This is a genomic window from Gluconobacter sp. ESL1110, from assembly GCF_058107395.1.
The window spans coordinates 110,936-127,372 of sequence record NZ_JBYLUK010000010.1 but is presented as its reverse complement, the minus strand read 5'-3'; the positions used below and the strand labels follow the sequence as shown (position 1 = coordinate 127,372).

Genomic DNA, 16,437 nt, shown 5'->3' with positions numbered 1-16,437 from the left:
AAAGGGTTGCAGATGTCTTATTCACCAGGGCGCAGCTTCGCACTTGGAGCATATCTGACCGGTTCCGCAACGAACGGAGATGCCTGGCGCGCACCGGGCGAGGATGTTGACGCGGATATCAGTTTTGAACGGTATCGTTCGTATGTGGATCTGCTGGAGCAGGGCCGCTTTGACAGTATCTTTCTGTACGATAACGTGCTGCCTATCCCTGACCCTTCAGCGATTGCTGACACGCCTGCGCTCGCTCGGTGGGACACTTTTACGCTTTTGTCTGCGCTGGCTGTCACATCGCGGCATATCGGCCTGATTGGCACGGCCAGCACAACATTCAATGAGCCATATAATGTGGCCCGGCGTATCGCCTCGCTGGATCGGTTGAGTAATGGACGCGCTGGCTGGAATGTCGTGACTGCAACGGGTGGAGGCGAAAACTTCAATCTGCCACGACATGTCGATCATCAGGAGCGGTATGAGCGCGCACATGAATTTGTGGATGTCGTGACTGGGCTCTGGAAGAGCGTACAACCTGATGCGATCTTGCGGGACAAAGAAAGCGGTCGATGGCTCGACCCAACCAAGGTTCACCCTCTTAATCACAAAGGGCGCTTTTACAGTGTTGCGGGCCCGCTGAATTCACCCCCTCCGGTCCAGAGCCGTCCCGTTCTGGCGCAGGCGGGTGCGTCAGGGGCAGGGAAGGAACTGGCCGCGCGCATTGGTGAAGTCATTTACACGGCAGAATATGATCCTGCTGCGGGACGGGATTACAGGGCAGATGTTCTGGATCGGGCAAGACGCTATGGCCGAACAGACGCGCATTTGCGGATCCTTCCAGGATTGGCGCCTTTTGTGGGGCGCACGGAAGATGAAGCGCGTGGGAAATTCGAAACTTATCTGAGCTATCTGAACCAAGGGGAAGTTCTTAGAAGCTTTTCGGCTTATGCCAGCTTGGGGATTGATCTGTCTCAGTGGCCAGACGGACAACCTATCCGACTAGAAGACGTGAAAGAAACCAACAGCCACAAGAGCCGACAATCTCTTATTGTGGACTGGATCAGGCGAGAAGCTCCTACGACAAAGGATGTCCTCAAAACTTTCACCAAAGGCGGCCATCGTATTCTTGTGGGGACACCTCAGTCCATTGTGGATGACATGGAAGGCTGGTACCGGACGGGAGCTTCAGATGGCTTCAACATCATGTTCACGTCTGCTCCGGATGGTATTCGGGATTTTGTGACATTGGTTGTTCCCGAACTGCAAAAACGTGGACTTCTGCGTCGGGAATATGCTGGTCGTACATTGCGTGAGAATTTGGGGTTGCCGCTTCTTTGAAGTTACAAAATGCCGGGTTCATTGTTTTATAGCGTGCCTTTAGAGCCTGAATCTCACTGTCATAGGTCTGGATAATAGACTGAAACAGGTCCTGCTGGACAGGATGAAGGTCCGAGGTGGAGAGAGCTTCCTGAAACGTCTCAACCGCAGTGTTGAGCGAGGATGTTTCTTCCGGGTGAGACATGGCCAGACTGATGCACTCGAAAAGCTGAGAGGTCAGTCCATACATGGCACAGGCACGGGTTCTGGCAAGATTTCTGTCGAGGGTCTCCAGAGAGTGCCAGATTTCCCGTTTTCCCAGAGCAGGCCGAAAACGAACGGGAATCCCGCGTCTGAAATGGAAACCGGATTGCAGACGAATCAGCACAACAGGGCTCGTTTTGTAGAAGCCCTTTGTAGAAGAACGGGGGCTCCGGGTTGCTGAAAACCATAAAAGCCGTTTATTTTCAATAGCTTATATGTGGTGCGAGCTGCGGGACTCGAACCCTCACGCTCTGTAAAGCACCAAGCAGACAGCCCTCTGAAAACGAACGACAATTTGAGCCGTTACCGTCCTTCGAGGTTGGTAATCCCGTACAACCTGCGGGCAACCCGGTGGAGCAGTCAAGGTTATCGAAAGACATTGCTCTCAGGTCGAAGAATAAAGTAGATACATCGTATAAACTTTTCGCTTTGGAGGCTCCTATGCAGGGTATCGTCAGAAAATGGGGAAACAGCGCTGCTGTCCGTCTTCCAGCCTCTGTGCTGGAGGCTGTCAGTCTAAAGGTTGATCAGGCTGTTGACGTTCGCGAAGAAGACGGACGGATTATCATCGAGCCTGTTCGTGCTACGGCTCTCAGCCTGGAGGCTTTGGTGTCTGGTATTACTGAGAGCAATCGACATGAAGAAGCCAGCTATGGACCTGCTGTGGGTAGTGAAGTCTGGTGAGTGGTCAGAGTAAAGCCTCGTGGGTTCCAGATTGCGGAGAGATTGTCTGGCTTGAGTTTGACCCACAGGCGGGAAGAGAGCAGGCGGGGCACCGTCCTGCTGTTGTGCTCAGTCCTGCCAGCTACAACGCTAAGGCAGGTATGATGCTGTGTTGTCCGACGACCACGAAAATCAAAGCCTACCCGTTTGAAGTAGCCATCGCTGGCAAGACAGCGAGTGTCGCTTTGTCTGACCAGGTGAGAAGCCTTGATTGGCGTGTTCGGAACGCGAAGTTCAAGGGGAACGTGACACCAGAAGAACTGGAAGCCATCCGCCAACGCGTTCGGCTTTTGGTCGGCTGAAAAGCATAGAGTTTTTCTAGGGTTTTGAAGGCGAAAGAACGCGGGAGCCAGCAGTGCTCAATGGCTACCCATTGAGCAGCAGGCAAGGGGGAATGCTTCCCCCGTTGACCCCCTTTATTTATTAGAGTTCTATATTGAAACTTAGATATTTTGTATAATTATTGAATTGATTATGTCGTAAAAATAGTACCAATATAGTACATAATTTATTGGTATTGTGAGGCTATTATTTTTGAGATAATGGCATTTTTGTGTCCACATTGTTTTGTGTGGAGTGATATGGAATCGTAATATGATTAAGAAATCTACATTTGCCATCTTCTCTCTTTTTGCTTTGTCTGCATGCGCAACGCCAGGGGAAGAGGATCGGGCTAATTCGTATACTGCGGATCAGGTAAATTCTCGCCAGGAAGCTAAGGTCGTCAATATTTTGGCTGTATTGCCCGCACGAGTTCAAGTGAGCAATGCGCAGAACCAAAGAGCAGCTCAGATCGGTGGTGCTCTTCTGGGGGCAGGATTGGGTGTAGGGCTTGGAGTAGGAGTAGGCCATTCCGCAGGCTTGGGTGCTTTGGGTGGAGTTGGTGGGACTGCTGCTGGTGCTGGTGCTGGTTCTTTGGTGCCGGGGAAAGTTATGGTCGATGGTGTCTCTCTAACTTATACTCAAGATGGGCATACTTATAATTCTGCTCAAGTTGGAAAAATTTGTGAGTATAAGCCGGGTCAGGCTATTATGGTTATGACTAATGCGAATGTAACTCGCATTCAAGCCAATGCCTCTTGCCCTGTTCAGAAGTCTTAATTTATTATATTTAGGGTTTTCTTGATGCGCACTTTATTTGTTGCTACCGTTTTTTTGGCCTTTCCTGCTGTAGCAATTGCTCAGCCGGCGTTAAGCGATCAGATTAATGCTGTAGCTAATGCTCAGGCACAGGAGGAATCTTCAGAGCGTGCCCAGTATCAAGCGCAACAAGAGGCCTATCAAAGAGCTGCAGCTGCGAGGGAGCGCGCTGTCGAGCGCCAACAAGCGATAGTCAATGCTAACGTGCGTGCTCGTGCAGCTGCAGCCGCAGCTGATAAGAAACGAGATCAAGATTTTGAAGATAAAAATCGTGATTTGGATTTAGAAGAAAGACAGCTGCGCCTTCAGGCTGAAAAGGCGCGCGTTGCTCGCGAAAATGAATTTATTGATCGCGATCTACATAAAGAAGATGCCGAAACAGACGTTATTAAATCTAATGCCGATGTTAATAGAAACATAAGTACTGGTGAAAAAACTTTACTCGAAAAAAATGGTGATAAAGCTGCGCTTGAAGGTCAGGCTGCCGTCAAAAAAGAATCTGGTTGGTTCGGACATTAAGGGTGTTTTCCAAAGGGAGTAATCTCCCTTTTTTATTTTTTGATATGTTTCCATTTAAAAAAACGGGCATAAATTTGGGATATCAAGTCTCAAGAAGGATAAATTTTGATGTTCGGGCTTCTGGTTTTACTACTGTTGGGTGGAATTTTCGGATACGCTATCAAAACATATAATGGTTTGCGCTTCCGATCTGAAGGAGTGAAGCGGTCTAACTCTGATTTAATCGGAATGTTGCGTAAACGCGTTACGTTGGTGAACCAGTTAATAGATATTTGTAAAGGTTATGGTGAGCATGAGAAATTAACTCATATCACGGTTTCTGAAGGTGCCACTAACGTTGCTGAAAGCGCGAGCATAGCACGTGCTGCAAATACTGTTATTGATAGAGTAACTGCAATAGCATCAAATTTTCCTGATTTAAAAGCAAATCGTACTTATGAGAAATTAATGGATCAACTTCATTCTATAGAAGGAGAAATCCAAGAAAAAAGAGAATTATACAATAGAACGGTTGAATTGTATAATACGCAGCGCGCAACGTTCCCTGCAGTGCTCTTCTCCGATACACTAGGATTCCCAGAGGCGCCATATTATCAAACAAATGAGGACGGTTTAGACGCAAAAATTGAATTCAAAACTGACGATGGTGCTATTCTCCGAGAGACGATGAAGCGTATTGGAGACAATGCGACGGAGCGTGGAAAGCTTCTGGCGCAGCGTGCTGGAGCGCAAATTGAAAATTTTAGAGAAGTAAAAAACGCGTCTAATTTTCATGAAAACGACCAAGATAAAGATGATGAGAATTCAAAGTAGAATTAATATTTTTTGTTGAATATTTTGGCTCTTTGAGGGGGTCAACGGGGGATGCAATCCCCCTTGCCAGATGCTGAATGGGTAGCCATTGAGCACTGCTGGCTCCCGCCTAACTCCAGCCTTTTCTGAAAAGATTGTCGGGATAGGAAATGGCTTCAACGGTCTGTTTGAGATTGGCCGTCGTGATCCCGCTGAGATAGGTCGAAGTGCCTTGGCTCTTGTGCGTTGCTTCGTGGCCCAAAAGTCTATCAATCCAGATTTCGCGAATATCGGCTGAAGCGTTCCGTAATTGCGTCGAGACGCTGTGTCGGAACGAATGGAACGTAATTTCCGCAGGGAGTCTAAGACGCGTTTTCATCGTCGAGAACGACCGCCCAAATATCGTGCCCCGAACGCCATCCTTCGACGTGTTGAGGCCGGGAATGAGATAGGGGGCGTTCGTGGTGTCTTTCAGGGTGAGAAGTCCTGCCTCAATGAGTTTTGAGTGCACAGGAACAGTCCGTGTTCCGGCGTCTGTTTTGGGTGACCATCCATTGTCTGTATGAGGCTGGATGACAAAGCAGGGAATACCGTCAATCGTTTGAAGGTCTTCTTTGCGGAGATGGCAGATTTCTCCCAGCCTCATGCCGGAATAAGCCCCTATCATTGTGACAAGCCGGAATGTGCTTTCAGGGACAGAACTGCGAGGCCAGTCTCCTGTCATGAGGGTTTGCAATTCCTGAGTGGTCCAGCTTCTACGAATGGTCTTGGACCCAGTCTCAAAGCTCCATCCGGTCCATGGGTTCTTTGTGACCAGTTCTCGTTGCAATAACTGGTTCCACAGAGCTGAGAGCCGCATCATATGGTTCTTCACGCTCTTGCCGCTCAGAGTAGGGCGTCCGTCCTTTATGGCACGGTCTGCTTCTTCTGTGAGTGTGAGACTGCTTTTCCGCTTTCCGAGGGATGCGGGCAGGGAAAAGAGCAAGTCCCGAAAGGCTCCGGCTTTCTCGCCGCCGATGATGGAGACAGGGGCATCCCCAAAGGCTTGCAGGAACAGCTCGACAGCCCGCTGAGTGGCTTTGCGAGTGTCAGTGCTGGAATGTGGGTTCTCAAGAACAAAGCGCGTCAGAGCCTCAGACAGGAGCAAAGGCTGAGGTTTGCTCTGCATCTTTGGGGCATTCCGCATGTTCTGCGGTCGTTGTCTCGGTCTTGAGACGGACAAAGACATCGCTTCAATGCCTACCGCACTGTCGACCAGGCGATGCATGTCTTTCAGTGCGTCCCGCACGTGCGGGACAGCTTGTCGCTCTTGTCCCCCAGCCAAAGCCCGAAAGGTCTCATCAAAGAGTTCGGTCGTTCTCGCGTGTAGCAAAGAAGCGCGTTTACGGGCTTCATTTTGATAGCCGGTTTTTAAAGAAATCCAGATTTCCCGCTGGTTCAGCGTCGAGCGAAGGGCAGGGGGGACGATTCGGCGAAAGTGGTATGTGGTGCCGCGAATACGGAGCATGAGACGTCCTTCGGTGGGGAAGGACGGTGGAGCAAAGAGTGTCTTTGCCCCATTCAGGCCGAAAAACCGTTCATTTCCGGGAAGTCTGTGGTGCGAGCTGCGGGACTCGAACCCGCACGCCCTTACGGACTCGAGATTTTAAGTCTCGTGCGTCTACCATTCCGCCAAGCTCGCACACGCCTCATGCTGCGCGCAGCAGGGCGGTCCCGTTTTCGCGCAACCAGCGCTCCGCTGCAAGACGTCCTGGGCGACCATTTGAGCAAAAATGATCAACAAGAGCCCAAAAATCGGCACCATGATCAAAATGTCTGAGATGGGCGAGTTCGTGGATGATGACGTAGTCCCGGATTTCAACCGGGGTCATCAGCAGGCGCCAGCTCAGCATGATGCGACCCTGACGGGTGCAACTGCCCCATCGTGTTCGAACGTCTCGTAAATCCAGACGTGAAGGAACAAGTTGCATTCTTTCGCTTTGGCGTTTTACAGCGGTATCCAGACGGTCTTTTGCAAGTTTAAGCAAAAAGTCCCGCACTCTGCGTTCGGTGTGCTCGGCATCTCCGCTAACATGAAGCCCGTCATCGTCCAACCATGTACCCCGACGTGCAGTCGGTTCATGGAGAATGGGGATGAGGTTACCTTCGATCATGATGTCATGCCCGTTTGTCAGAACGGGCTTTTCAGGTAGGGCAGCCAGCGAAGCCGAAATCCAGTCCATATGGTGATGGATGAACTCCAGGCCCTGTTTGCGACTTGTGCGATCAGGCAATGTCACAACGACACTGCCTTGCATGGCATCAATCCGCAGGGTCATGCGGCGGGCACGTTTCGAACGTCGCCAGACAAGGGGGACGGTCGGAGGAAGCATGGAAGGTGTTCTAGCCGGACTGCTTCAAGGACATGCAGGGTGGCGAATTTTCAGGCCACTCTCCAGGCCAGTCCACAATGTAATTTTCTAATGAGCCCGCGTGCCGTTCGCTGATGCAACGACCGCCAGCAGATGCACCGGACGTGTGGACGCTGTCACGAGTGCCGCTGCGAAGGGGGTGCCATTCAGGTAGGTCAAAGCCGTCACGCAGTAATCGGTAAGCGCAGCTTGGGGGCAGCCAGTCGATGTCCGCAAGGAGTTCCGGTGTCAGTGTGATGCAGTCTGGAACTTTGCGATGGCGTTTGAGATAACTCGTGCACCGGCAGGTCTGCGTATCCAGAAGGCGGCAGGCGACCGTTGTATAGACGACCTCTTCCGTGTCTTCATCGCGTAGCTTGTTCAGGCAGCAGCGACCGCATCCATCACACAGGGATTCCCATTGTTCGGGTGTCATATGGTCCAGAGGCGTGGTTTGCCAGAAAAAAGGTACGGACGTCATGGACGATCCAGTATCACACACCCGACTGTCAGGAGAACTGCCATTGTGCAGGACAGAAGTGCGGCAGGGAGCAGAAGGGGCAGCCAGATCAGTCGTACACGCGTTGAGAATTTGGCGCCTAGCCCTATTGCTGCGCGCGTTGTGCCAGCAGGCATACCTAAAAGCGTAGCTCCGAATGGAAGCATAACGGCAGGAGAGATTAAGCCGCCCTGAAGCACATCATAATATCGCCCGGTGAATATCACGCCTGCCTTATGTATCTCAGGAAGGGCGAAGGCGAGGGCGGGCCCTGGCAAGAGAACCAGCAGACCTAACAGCCGTACATGTTTGGCAGGAAGCAGGCGCATCAATAGCGTGATGACGGCGCATCCTAGAAGCAGTCCTGAAAGAATGGGCGCCAGATGAAGGCGGAGGGAGAGGGCCATCATGGCTGCTTGCTGCCATACCAATCCTGGAATCTCTGCTCCAGTTGTTCCCCGTATTTTGTCCAGAATGCTTCGTTGACGGGTAATATTATCCCGTTAGGCGCTACTGCGCTGTCAGGGGTGTCATCCAGATGAAGGGATGTTTTGTTGAGGTGCTCAAGCGTCTTTGTGGCTACTTCGTTTGGCGTGTTGGCAGGAATTGCCCAGTAAAGGGAGGTACGAAGAACGACATCCGGTTGGGCAACAAATAACGAGGACGCCGGGCCAGCCTTCACTTTTGTGCTGACGCTGGAAATTTCTGCCATGGGAGCGCTGGTCATCAACGCGCTGCTTTGTTCCATGATGCGCGCGGCATCGTCTGGCGTTTTCCACCACACGATATAGGGGCGCAGCAGATCCAGCTTATGGAAGGCACGATCCACACCAGCATGCGTGGAGAGTGCTGTGTAGATATCTCTTGGATCGATACCATCAGCAAGAAGCGCGATTTCAAGGGTTGTACGTGCACTCAGGCGAAGGCCGCGTCTGCCAGGATGGCGGGCAACATCCCAGAAATCTTTCCAGCCAGGAGCTGATGGCAGGCGGGATCTGTCCCAAGCGAGGGCAAGTGTGCTCTGGCCTCCAGGAACGCCGCATGATGGGCTGTTCTCAATAGGGCGAACCCAGTTCTTCTGGCAGGCTTCTGAAAGCTGGCTTCCGTTCAACAGGACTGCCGCCCAGTCCGCTCTTGCAGCATGGACGCCAACATCCAGAGTTGTCTTCTGACCATCCCACTCAATCAGTCGTATTGTGCTGTCTGCTCCTGCCAAAGCGTTGGCAGCGACAGTTCCTTCCGGGACACCCCAGCCGGGTGCAGGTGGGGCGGCTGGTTTTGTATTTTTCCGGTGTTTCGCGACGGAGTGTGTTCTGGAATGTTTATGCGCATGAGCCGAGGCTTCGGGTGTTGAGAAAACAGACGTGACGCTTTGGCCAATATGCGAAAAGAATCTTTCCACACTCGCGGATGCACTCTGCGAGGAGCTGGATGTAGTGGCATGGGCAGGCATATTCAGCGGAAGGCACTGAAAAAGCAGAAGACCCGTCAGCAGGCGTGAAGGACGTAAGGCACGACCGAGACCCGCCCGGATACAGACCGGGAGCGTTTGTCGCAAAAGGGAGGCGGGCCGGGACAGATGATGATCCTTAGTTCAGGGAGAAACGAGAGCGGGCCAGAAACCCACCATAAAGCGGCGGCACTTTAATACAGGTCGGGCCGAAGCGGAAAGGCCGTCGCATGTCCCGCGGGCCAGGCTAGTTGGACGGGGGAGCCGGGGCGGGGGAGTTTCTGTGTTTGAAGGGGAGGGCGACGAAGCTCGATTTCGGTGCCGTCCGGGCAACGGACTCGCATTCTTATATGGTCCCCGAGATGCACGGTCTCTGTCAGGGCACCGCGTACAGGCGGCATATCCTCATCTTCCAGTCCAAGAGACTGTGTGCCGAAGAAAGGAGAAATCCGGTCAGGCCGGACGCAGACCAGACAGGCTTGCCCTTCGGCCAATTCGCTTTCGGAGGCCAGGGCTTCAACAATTCCGCCGCACGCAAGTTGGATGCGCGCAATATCATCCCCGATATCGAGCACCTGCCCGGTCAGGCAGTTAGCCTCCCCGAAAAGTGTAGCGACCTCGACGCTTGCCGGACGGTCGTAGAGGTCTGCGGCAGGACCAGACTGAAGGAGCATCTGACTTTGGAAAAACGCAATAGAGCCTCCTGCCCGTAAGGCGTCTTCTTTGCTGGGAACACTCTGAAGGATGCTGAGATCACGGGCGCGCGTCAGTTTTGAAAGCAGGGATGCCATTCGACGCGCTGCCTGTGGATCCAGGGCGGCGAAGGGATTGTCGAGCAGGAGGACCGCGGGGGATGTAACAAGTGCTCTTGCAAGCATGGCCCGCAGTGTTTGTTCTGGTGAAAGGGTGCGAGGTGCTGCTTTCCCCAGGCCATCCAACCCGAGAAGGGACATCATTCTACCCGCGCCAGCGTCAGCTTCTGCGTGTTTTTGCCCCTGAGCGCGGAGTGCGAAAACGATATTGCTCTGCACATCCAGATGGGGAAACAGCGGGTCCCGGGTGCTGATCAACGTCACACCGCGCTGACCAGCCGGGCGTGATGTGATGTCGGTGCCGCATACAAGAACTCGGCCACCCATTGAAGGAGAAAACCCGGCGATCAGATCCAGAATACCGGACAGCACGGCTGTGTCTGTACCATACGCTGTCACCGTCTCGCCTTGAGGAACAGACAGATCGAAGGCTTCCGCCTGTAAACCGGGACGAAGTGCCTCCAGTTGAAGGGCCATCGTTACACGTGGAGCGGCCTGACCTCTGGGGTTGGTAAGTGGAGCGCCGGGTGGGCGGGGCATGCAACCTCTGATAATGGTTTTGCGTTTGAAGTGAGATACAGGGCTTGATTCCCAAGCCCCTACTATATTGCAATGAGGGTTTGAACATGAGCCGTGATACCGTCAAGAAGAACATCGAAGTCGCTGCAGAAACCACGCAGGAGCAGATTGACAGTCTTCGCAAGCAGGTCGAGCAGATCCTGAACGACTATGTTAGCCCTATGCTGCTTCAAGCTGCTGATCGCACAGAGCACGCCGTTGCAAATGCCCGTAAAATCACGGATCATGAAATCGAAAATGTATCGACGCGTGTGCAGTCGCGGCCTATCGCCGCTATTCTGATCTCGGCTGTGGTCGGTTTCCTGGCGGGCCGTTTTTCCAAGTAATCGGCACGTAACCTTTTCAGGCGGGAAGCAGGCGATGTGCGTAGGCCTGCACCCGTCCTGTTTAGAATAAAGGCGAACGATCCTCCATGAAGCCTATCGAACTCGGTCAGGAAGTCCTGTCCGCCCAAGGCCAGATCCTCTCACGTTCCGCGATGCGAATCGGCCGTCGGGTGGCTTGTGCCCTTGTTGCAGTCGTCTTCCTGCTGTTCGCTGCCATTTCTTTTCATGGCTTCCTCTGGGCTTTCTTTATCAGTGTTGCAGGACTGAGCTACGTCAAAGCCAGCCTCTGTGTCATTGGTGTGGATATGCTTTTTGTAGTGATCTTCGCTGCGCTGGCGGCTTGGTCCATCCCTGATGTGGTTGAAATCGAGGCTCGTATCCGTCGTGACCGTAAGCTTGTCGAACTGAAGCAGTCTATTGCAGTCACCGCCGTGACGGGGCTTTTGCTTGGACCGGCAGGACGTTTTACAGGCCGGAAACTCTTTTCACTCATCAGAAGTTTTTTCAGTCATTCCAAATAAGACATTTTATGACTGATTTTTGTCAAAGCCATCTGGCCACCCGTGGGTTAATGGCGTAAGGACTTCGCCTGTGCCGTGATCACGCCCTTGTGGGAGTCGTCACGGACTTGCGAGGAGTCCCGTGGAAAGTTCGTCGAACAGTCCGTTAGTTGGCAGCAAGGTCACAACCTGATGCTTACGGAAGTTAATCTTTTCGGCGTCTTTGTCGCACCCCTTTCAATTTATGCCGTTGCAGCAGTGTTCGTGACATTGCTGTTGAGAAGCATTCTGTGGCGGACCGGCGCCTTAAGCTGGTTCTGGCACGTCGCTCTATTTGAAATAGCGCTCTATGTCTGTGTTCTCTGTCTGCTCATCCTTTACGTCTAGGAGGGGTCGGCTATGAACTGGACCCGCAGTGTGATCCGCGTTCTGCTGACTCTCATCGTTCTGGCGATGGCCATTGGCCTCGGCCGGACCATGTGGGACATTTACGTTCTTGCACCATGGACGCGTGATGGACGTGTCCGTGTGTATGTGGTCGATGCCGCTCCCGAAGTATCCGGGACGGTTGTGTCGGTTCCCGTTGTGGATAACCAGTTTGTACATCGTGGCGATCCGTTGTTCGTACTCGATCCTGTGCGTTTCCGCCTTGATATTGATGCGGCCCGTGCGCGTCTTGCTGGTGCGGAAGAAGACCTGAAGCTTCGCTCCTCCGACGCCAAGCGCCGTATGGGACTGGGTGGCATTGTTTCTGCTGAAGAGCAGGAAGACTTCAACTCGAATGTCGAGACGCAGCGGGCCAAGGTTAATGCGGCGAAAGCTGAACTGAATACGGCTCTGCTCAATCTTCAGCGTTCGACGGTTTATTCACCCGTTGACGGTTATATCACCAACCTGAATCTTCGGGTTGGTGACTATGCCCATGCTGGTCAGCCCGGTCTGGCTGTCATTGACGCGCACAGTTACTGGATCAACGGATACTTTGAAGAAACCAAGATGCATGGCGTGCATGTCGGTGATGAAGCCCGTGTGAAGCTGATGGGATACAAACAGATCCTTCCTGCGCACGTCGTCAGCATTGGTCGTGGTATTAATGACCGTAACGGTGTGTCTGACCGTCTGGGTCTGCCGGACGTGAATCCGATCTTTACCTGGGTCCGACTGGCGCAGCGTATTCCGGTTCGTCTGGAACTGGATAACGTTCCGCCGGAAATCACCCTTGCGGCCGGTATGACCGCGACTGTCACGATCGGCCGCGAAACGCCCGGCGCCCGTGGCAAGCTGACCACCTGGCTGCAGAATCATCTCTGATCATGTCCCGCAAACTCCTTACCCTCGCTCTTAGCACCTGTCTGTCGCTTACGGCCTGCACCGTCGGGCCGAATTTCAAGCCAGACAGGATCAAGGTGCCTGACTCTTTCGTTGAGCAGCCTCACTCGGTGACGGCAGAGGAGATTGCCCGCACGGAAGCGGACATGAAGGACTGGTGGGCGCAATTCCACGATCCTATGCTGAACGAACTGGTCGAGCAGGCGATCAAAGGGAACTACGACCTTCAGATTGCGTCCCAGCATATCGTGTCCGAGCGTGCTGTCCGTCGACAGGCGCAGGCAGCCTGGTATCCGCAGCTTGATGCGGCCATGGGCGGCGGCGATGACCGGTATTCCATCAATGTGGACAACTGGCCGCTCCGTCCTGGTAATCCTGCAAACCGTCCCCAGGCATCTGTCCTGACCTATGGTGCGCGTGCGAGCTGGGAAATTGATCTGTTCGGGCATATTTCCCGTCAGGTGGAAGAGCGCAAGCGGCTGGTTGAAGAGTCCATTGAAAACCGTCGCGCCATTCTGGTTTCGCTGCTGTCTGAACTGGCATCGGATTATGTATCGCTTCGCGGCGTGCAGGAGCGGTTGGCTGTTACGGAACGCAGCATTGATGTGGCGCAGCGCTCGCGTGAATTAACGGAAAAACTTTATACGCACGGTCTCGGCAATACACTGGCTGTGGCACAGGCGCAGACCGAAGAGCATCTCGAACGCTCACGGCTTGCCCCTCTCCATTCTCAGGAAGAGCGACTGATCCATGCGATTTCCGTGCTTCTGGGTGAAATGCCCGGCAAGCTGGAAGAGGAGCTGGATGTTCGCAAACCGCTGCCAACAGTGCCGACGTTCCCTGCGTCCCTGCCGTCGATTGTTCTGGCCAATCGCCCGGATATTCGTGCGGCTGAGGCGCATTATGCTGCTGATACCGCGCAGGTGGGTGTAGCGGTCGCGAACCTCTATCCGAAGTTCATGATCCCGCTGACGTTCAACCCAAATGCCTCTGCGGCTTATCAGGCTTTCCAGATGGGTGGTATGGCCTGGAGCTTCATGATGATGGCGTCTTTGCCTGTCATTCATGGTGGCCGTTATACCGCCGAGATTGCTCAGGCCCGTGCAGAAGCAGAAGCCAGCCGGTTGGTCTATCGCAAGACAGTGCTCAAGGCATTCGAGGAAGTTGAAGACTCACTGGGCGACTGGCGGCATGACGATGAACTGGTCAGTCAGCTTGAAGATGCTGCACGGGATTCCGGTCTGGCCCGTGACAGGGCTCAGAAGCTGTTTGGTGCTGGTCTGACAGGATATCTGAATGTCCTGACCACCGAGCAGACGGCTCTGACCGCGCAGGATCAGGCCGTTGTCGGGCGCACGGCGCGTCTGCGCGATGCTATTGCACTTTATACAGCCATGGGCGCTGGCTGGCAGGGGCGCCAGCTCACGGATACGCGTTTGCCAGTTGAAATCGGGAAGCAGAACGCTCTGGCGCGCGCCTTTACGCGCTGAGTGAAAAACGTGGCGGTGCGTGGTTGTCCGTGGCAGGTTTCGGGGTGTGTCACGCAAGGAGACTGAGATGTATCGTTTCCGTCGCTACCTGTTTCTTCTGGGATTGTTTTCCCTCCCACTTTCGACTGCACTGGCTGAGACGGAAAGTTCTGTTGAGGCGCCGGGGCCGCAGGGTGTACTGGCAGGAACCTTCCTGAATGCGGGAGCGAAAAGGCCGGTTGTTCTTCTCATTCCCGGTTCTGGCGCAACTGATCGCAACGGAGACAGCCTGACCTCCATAAAGCCCGCGACGCTTCGTCTGCTTGCAGAAGAGCTGGCAGAACGTGGGATTTCTTCTGTTCGTATCGACAAGCGGGGTATGTTCGGAAGCGCGCGGGCTATTCCCGATGCCAATAACGTCACAATCCATGAGTACGTCACGGATGTGCAAAGCTGGATAAACACGATCCAGCATCAAACTGGCATTTCGTGTATGTGGGTCGCAGGTCATAGTGAAGGTGCGCTTATTGCCCTCGCTTCAGCATCTTCGGTGAAGCCTCTATGCGGATTGATCCTGCTGTCTGCGCCAGGGCGATCAATAGGAGAAATCCTTCGGAGTCAGCTCCATGCGGCTCCCGGCACACAGAGCCTTCTGCCTCAGATTGATGGGGCGTTGAATGATCTTGAAGCAGGGAAAACTGTTGATCCCCAGACGCTGCATCCGGGCCTGCGCACCCTTTTCCGGTCTAATGTTCAGCATTATCTGATGGATGAAATGCGTTATGACCCAGCAAAATTGGTGGCTGCCTATCAAGGCCCCACGATGCTGGTTCAGGGTGGGCGGGACACGCAGATCAGTCCGACAGCCGATTTTGATCTCCTCAAAGCCGCTGCGCCAAAAGCAGATGCACTGTATCTGCCAGAGGCCAATCATATGCTGAAGGATGTGCAAGGCACCGGCAAAGCGGATTTCATGAAGGCTTATACAGACTCAACTGTGCCTCTGGATCCAAAACTTGTCCCGCATATTGCAGAGTTTGTCCTCAGTCATTGACCCGGAGCGACGGGCGTCACACATCTGGGGTAACGGAGGAACAACACATATGGCACAGGATGGACATCCGGCTGAGGACTACCTCAGCCCCAGGTTGGAAAGCCTGATTGCAGACGGCGTTAAGGCGGGTTTTGCGCGTGACGTTGTGATCGCAGTCCTGATTGACCTGCTGGATGATGGTCCGGCAGATGATGCGGAGGTGAGATGAAAGACCCTTATTCGGTTCTCGGTGTTGCCAAGACAGCGACGGACAAGGAAATCCGCAGCGCGTACCGGAAGCTGGCCAAGCAGTATCACCCTGACCACAATCCTGACAGCAAGGATGCCGAGGAAAAGTTCAAGGCTGTCGGGCAGGCCTATAACATCATCGGAGACAAGGAAAAGCGCGAGCGCTTTGACCGTGGCGAGATTGATGCTGAGGGGCAGGAACGCGGGCCATTTGGTGGCGCAGGGTTCGGTGGTGGGCCGGGCGGCGGCGCGCATGGCTTCCAGGGCAATTTCAGTCAGGAAGACCTGGGGTCGTTCTTCTCCGATATGTTCGGAGGCGGTGGCTTCAGCGGGGATTTTCGTCCCGGGGGCGCTGCCGGGCGGCGGGCCTCAAAAGGATCGGATCGGCGGTTTTCCGTAACCATCAGTTTTGAACAGGCCGTTCTGGGCACATCCCTTGATCTTGCTCTGGGAGAAGGAGGACATACGGAAGTGCGTGTGCCTCCCGGGGTAGAAGACGGGCAGACCTTGCGTGTGCGTGGGAAGGGGGCTCCCGGTCGTCCGGGAATGGATGGACAGCCGGGTGTGCCGGGCGATGCGCTTCTGACCATCAGTGTCACACCTGACAAGCGTTACACCCGCGACGGACGTAATCTGCGAATCACCCAGAATGTGGACCTGCGAACAGCGGTTCTGGGCGGTAAGGTGACGGTGTCGACGCCGAAGGGGGATGTCGCGGTCAAGGTGCCCAAGCATTCTGACAGCGGGAAGGTTCTCCGGCTGGCGGGGCGTGGCGTTGGTGCAGACAAAAAGCATCCGGCAGGTGATCTGTTCGTGACCCTTCAGGTGCATATCGGGACTGTCTCGCCTGAGCTTGAAGCCTTTTTTGCTGCTCAGGAGGTCTGAAAATGGGCATGGTCCGGCGCGCGAAAGCGCGTCTGCCAGACTGGCCATGGCGGCAGATCATTGGCGGTATTTTCGCGATTATTTTTGTCGTGGCTCTAAGCATCATGGGAGCGCATGCGCTCATCCTCGCCGGGGAGTGGCATTTGCCCTAAAGTAAGGCCCGTCTTTGC

At 53.9% G+C, this 16,437-nt stretch carries 21 protein-coding genes, 1 tRNA gene and 1 pseudogene; 15 read left to right on the top strand and 8 right to left on the bottom strand.

Annotated features, from left to right (window positions below):
• The first annotated feature begins 12 nt into the window (after positions 1-12).
• Complete coding sequence (locus AC3B6F_RS12930; RefSeq protein WP_489824659.1) at positions 13-1,329, top strand: LLM class flavin-dependent oxidoreductase; 1,317 nt, start codon at positions 13-15, stop codon at positions 1,327-1,329.
• A gap of 244 nt (positions 1,330-1,573) precedes the next feature.
• Here the strand turns inward: AC3B6F_RS12930 and AC3B6F_RS12925 are convergent.
• Positions 1,574-1,696 (bottom strand): annotated as a pseudogene (locus AC3B6F_RS12925) (DUF6538 domain-containing protein); the annotation flags it as partial.
• 317 nt (positions 1,697-2,013) lie between these two features.
• Here AC3B6F_RS12925 and AC3B6F_RS12920 point away from each other — a divergent pair.
• The 5 genes from AC3B6F_RS12920 (at position 2,014) to AC3B6F_RS12900 (ending at position 4,767) form a co-directional block, all read left to right on the top strand.
• A complete protein-coding gene (locus tag AC3B6F_RS12920; RefSeq protein ID WP_489824658.1) occupies positions 2,014-2,256 on the top strand; it encodes an AbrB/MazE/SpoVT family DNA-binding domain-containing protein in 243 nt (80 codons plus the stop codon).
• Positions 2,253-2,597: an endoribonuclease MazF gene (gene mazF, locus AC3B6F_RS12915; protein WP_489824657.1), complete on the top strand. Its 345-nt coding sequence runs from the start codon at positions 2,253-2,255 to the stop codon at positions 2,595-2,597. Before AC3B6F_RS12920 ends, mazF begins: the two co-directional genes overlap by 4 nt.
• Positions 2,598-2,889: 292 nt before the next feature.
• Positions 2,890-3,396, top strand: a complete 507-nt coding sequence (locus tag AC3B6F_RS12910) for a hypothetical protein (protein ID WP_426066881.1) — start codon at positions 2,890-2,892, stop codon at positions 3,394-3,396.
• Positions 3,397-3,420: 24 nt separating this feature from the next.
• Complete coding sequence (locus AC3B6F_RS12905) at positions 3,421-3,954, top strand: DUF5384 family protein (protein ID WP_426066882.1); 534 nt, start codon at positions 3,421-3,423, stop codon at positions 3,952-3,954.
• A 108-nt stretch (positions 3,955-4,062) separates the two neighbouring features.
• Positions 4,063-4,767: a LemA family protein gene (locus tag AC3B6F_RS12900; protein ID WP_426066883.1), complete on the top strand. Its 705-nt coding sequence runs from the start codon at positions 4,063-4,065 to the stop codon at positions 4,765-4,767.
• Positions 4,768-4,876: 109 nt separating this feature from the next.
• On the opposite strand, the gene AC3B6F_RS12895 is transcribed toward AC3B6F_RS12900, so the two are convergent.
• The 7 genes from AC3B6F_RS12895 to AC3B6F_RS12865 all read right to left on the bottom strand — a co-directional run bounded on the left by AC3B6F_RS12895 (position 4,877) and on the right by AC3B6F_RS12865 (position 10,437).
• Positions 4,877-6,253 (bottom strand): DUF6538 domain-containing protein, encoded by a 1,377-nt coding sequence (locus AC3B6F_RS12895; RefSeq protein ID WP_489824655.1) that lies wholly within the window; start codon positions 6,251-6,253, stop codon positions 4,877-4,879.
• A gap of 88 nt (positions 6,254-6,341) precedes the next feature.
• Positions 6,342-6,427 (bottom strand) — tRNA-Leu (locus AC3B6F_RS12890).
• A gap of 7 nt (positions 6,428-6,434) precedes the next feature.
• The gene (locus AC3B6F_RS12885; protein ID WP_489824654.1) at positions 6,435-7,118 is read right to left on the bottom strand and encodes a M48 family metallopeptidase; all 684 of its coding nucleotides are present in this window, start codon (positions 7,116-7,118) and stop codon (positions 6,435-6,437) included.
• A 10-nt stretch (positions 7,119-7,128) separates the two neighbouring features.
• Positions 7,129-7,617 carry a YcgN family cysteine cluster protein gene (locus AC3B6F_RS12880; protein ID WP_489824653.1) on the bottom strand — a complete coding sequence of 163 codons (489 nt, stop codon included), beginning with the start codon at positions 7,615-7,617 and terminating at the stop codon, positions 7,129-7,131.
• Positions 7,614-8,045 (bottom strand): hypothetical protein, encoded by a 432-nt coding sequence (locus AC3B6F_RS12875; protein WP_489824651.1) that lies wholly within the window; start codon positions 8,043-8,045, stop codon positions 7,614-7,616. The genes AC3B6F_RS12880 and AC3B6F_RS12875 overlap by 4 nt, the downstream gene beginning before the upstream one ends.
• A complete protein-coding gene (locus tag AC3B6F_RS12870) occupies positions 8,042-9,037 on the bottom strand; it encodes an extracellular solute-binding protein (RefSeq protein WP_489824650.1) in 996 nt (331 codons plus the stop codon). Before AC3B6F_RS12870 ends, AC3B6F_RS12875 begins: the two co-directional genes overlap by 4 nt.
• A gap of 242 nt (positions 9,038-9,279) precedes the next feature.
• Positions 9,280-10,437: an ABC transporter ATP-binding protein gene (locus AC3B6F_RS12865; protein WP_489824649.1), complete on the bottom strand. Its 1,158-nt coding sequence runs from the start codon at positions 10,435-10,437 to the stop codon at positions 9,280-9,282.
• An 86-nt stretch (positions 10,438-10,523) separates the two neighbouring features.
• Between AC3B6F_RS12865 and AC3B6F_RS12860 the strand changes: the two genes are divergently transcribed.
• The 9 genes from AC3B6F_RS12860 (at position 10,524) to AC3B6F_RS12820 (ending at position 16,419) form a co-directional block, all read left to right on the top strand.
• Positions 10,524-10,802: a hypothetical protein gene (locus tag AC3B6F_RS12860; protein ID WP_010505724.1), complete on the top strand. Its 279-nt coding sequence runs from the start codon at positions 10,524-10,526 to the stop codon at positions 10,800-10,802.
• An 86-nt stretch (positions 10,803-10,888) separates the two neighbouring features.
• Positions 10,889-11,323: a hypothetical protein gene (locus AC3B6F_RS12855; RefSeq protein ID WP_010505726.1), complete on the top strand. Its 435-nt coding sequence runs from the start codon at positions 10,889-10,891 to the stop codon at positions 11,321-11,323.
• A 171-nt stretch (positions 11,324-11,494) separates the two neighbouring features.
• The gene (locus tag AC3B6F_RS12850) at positions 11,495-11,689 is read left to right on the top strand and encodes a DUF1656 domain-containing protein (RefSeq protein ID WP_007284708.1); all 195 of its coding nucleotides are present in this window, start codon (positions 11,495-11,497) and stop codon (positions 11,687-11,689) included.
• Positions 11,690-11,701: 12 nt separating this feature from the next.
• Positions 11,702-12,613 carry an HlyD family secretion protein gene (locus AC3B6F_RS12845; protein WP_023942144.1) on the top strand — a complete coding sequence of 304 codons (912 nt, stop codon included), beginning with the start codon at positions 11,702-11,704 and terminating at the stop codon, positions 12,611-12,613.
• A gap of 2 nt (positions 12,614-12,615) precedes the next feature.
• Positions 12,616-14,121, top strand: a complete 1,506-nt coding sequence (locus AC3B6F_RS12840; protein WP_023943584.1) for an efflux transporter outer membrane subunit — start codon at positions 12,616-12,618, stop codon at positions 14,119-14,121.
• A 67-nt stretch (positions 14,122-14,188) separates the two neighbouring features.
• Entirely contained in the window at positions 14,189-15,154 is a 966-nt protein-coding gene (locus AC3B6F_RS12835) for an alpha/beta hydrolase (RefSeq protein WP_489824647.1), read from the top strand.
• Between the two features lie 49 nt (positions 15,155-15,203).
• On the top strand, positions 15,204-15,362 hold the full coding sequence (locus tag AC3B6F_RS12830; RefSeq protein WP_023943580.1) for a hypothetical protein: 159 nt from the start codon (positions 15,204-15,206) through the stop codon (positions 15,360-15,362).
• Positions 15,359-16,267: a DnaJ C-terminal domain-containing protein gene (locus AC3B6F_RS12825; protein ID WP_010504586.1), complete on the top strand. Its 909-nt coding sequence runs from the start codon at positions 15,359-15,361 to the stop codon at positions 16,265-16,267. The genes AC3B6F_RS12830 and AC3B6F_RS12825 overlap by 4 nt, the downstream gene beginning before the upstream one ends.
• Before the next feature lie 2 nt (positions 16,268-16,269).
• Positions 16,270-16,419: a hypothetical protein gene (locus AC3B6F_RS12820; RefSeq protein ID WP_169925623.1), complete on the top strand. Its 150-nt coding sequence runs from the start codon at positions 16,270-16,272 to the stop codon at positions 16,417-16,419.
• Positions 16,420-16,437: the final 18 nt, after the last annotated feature.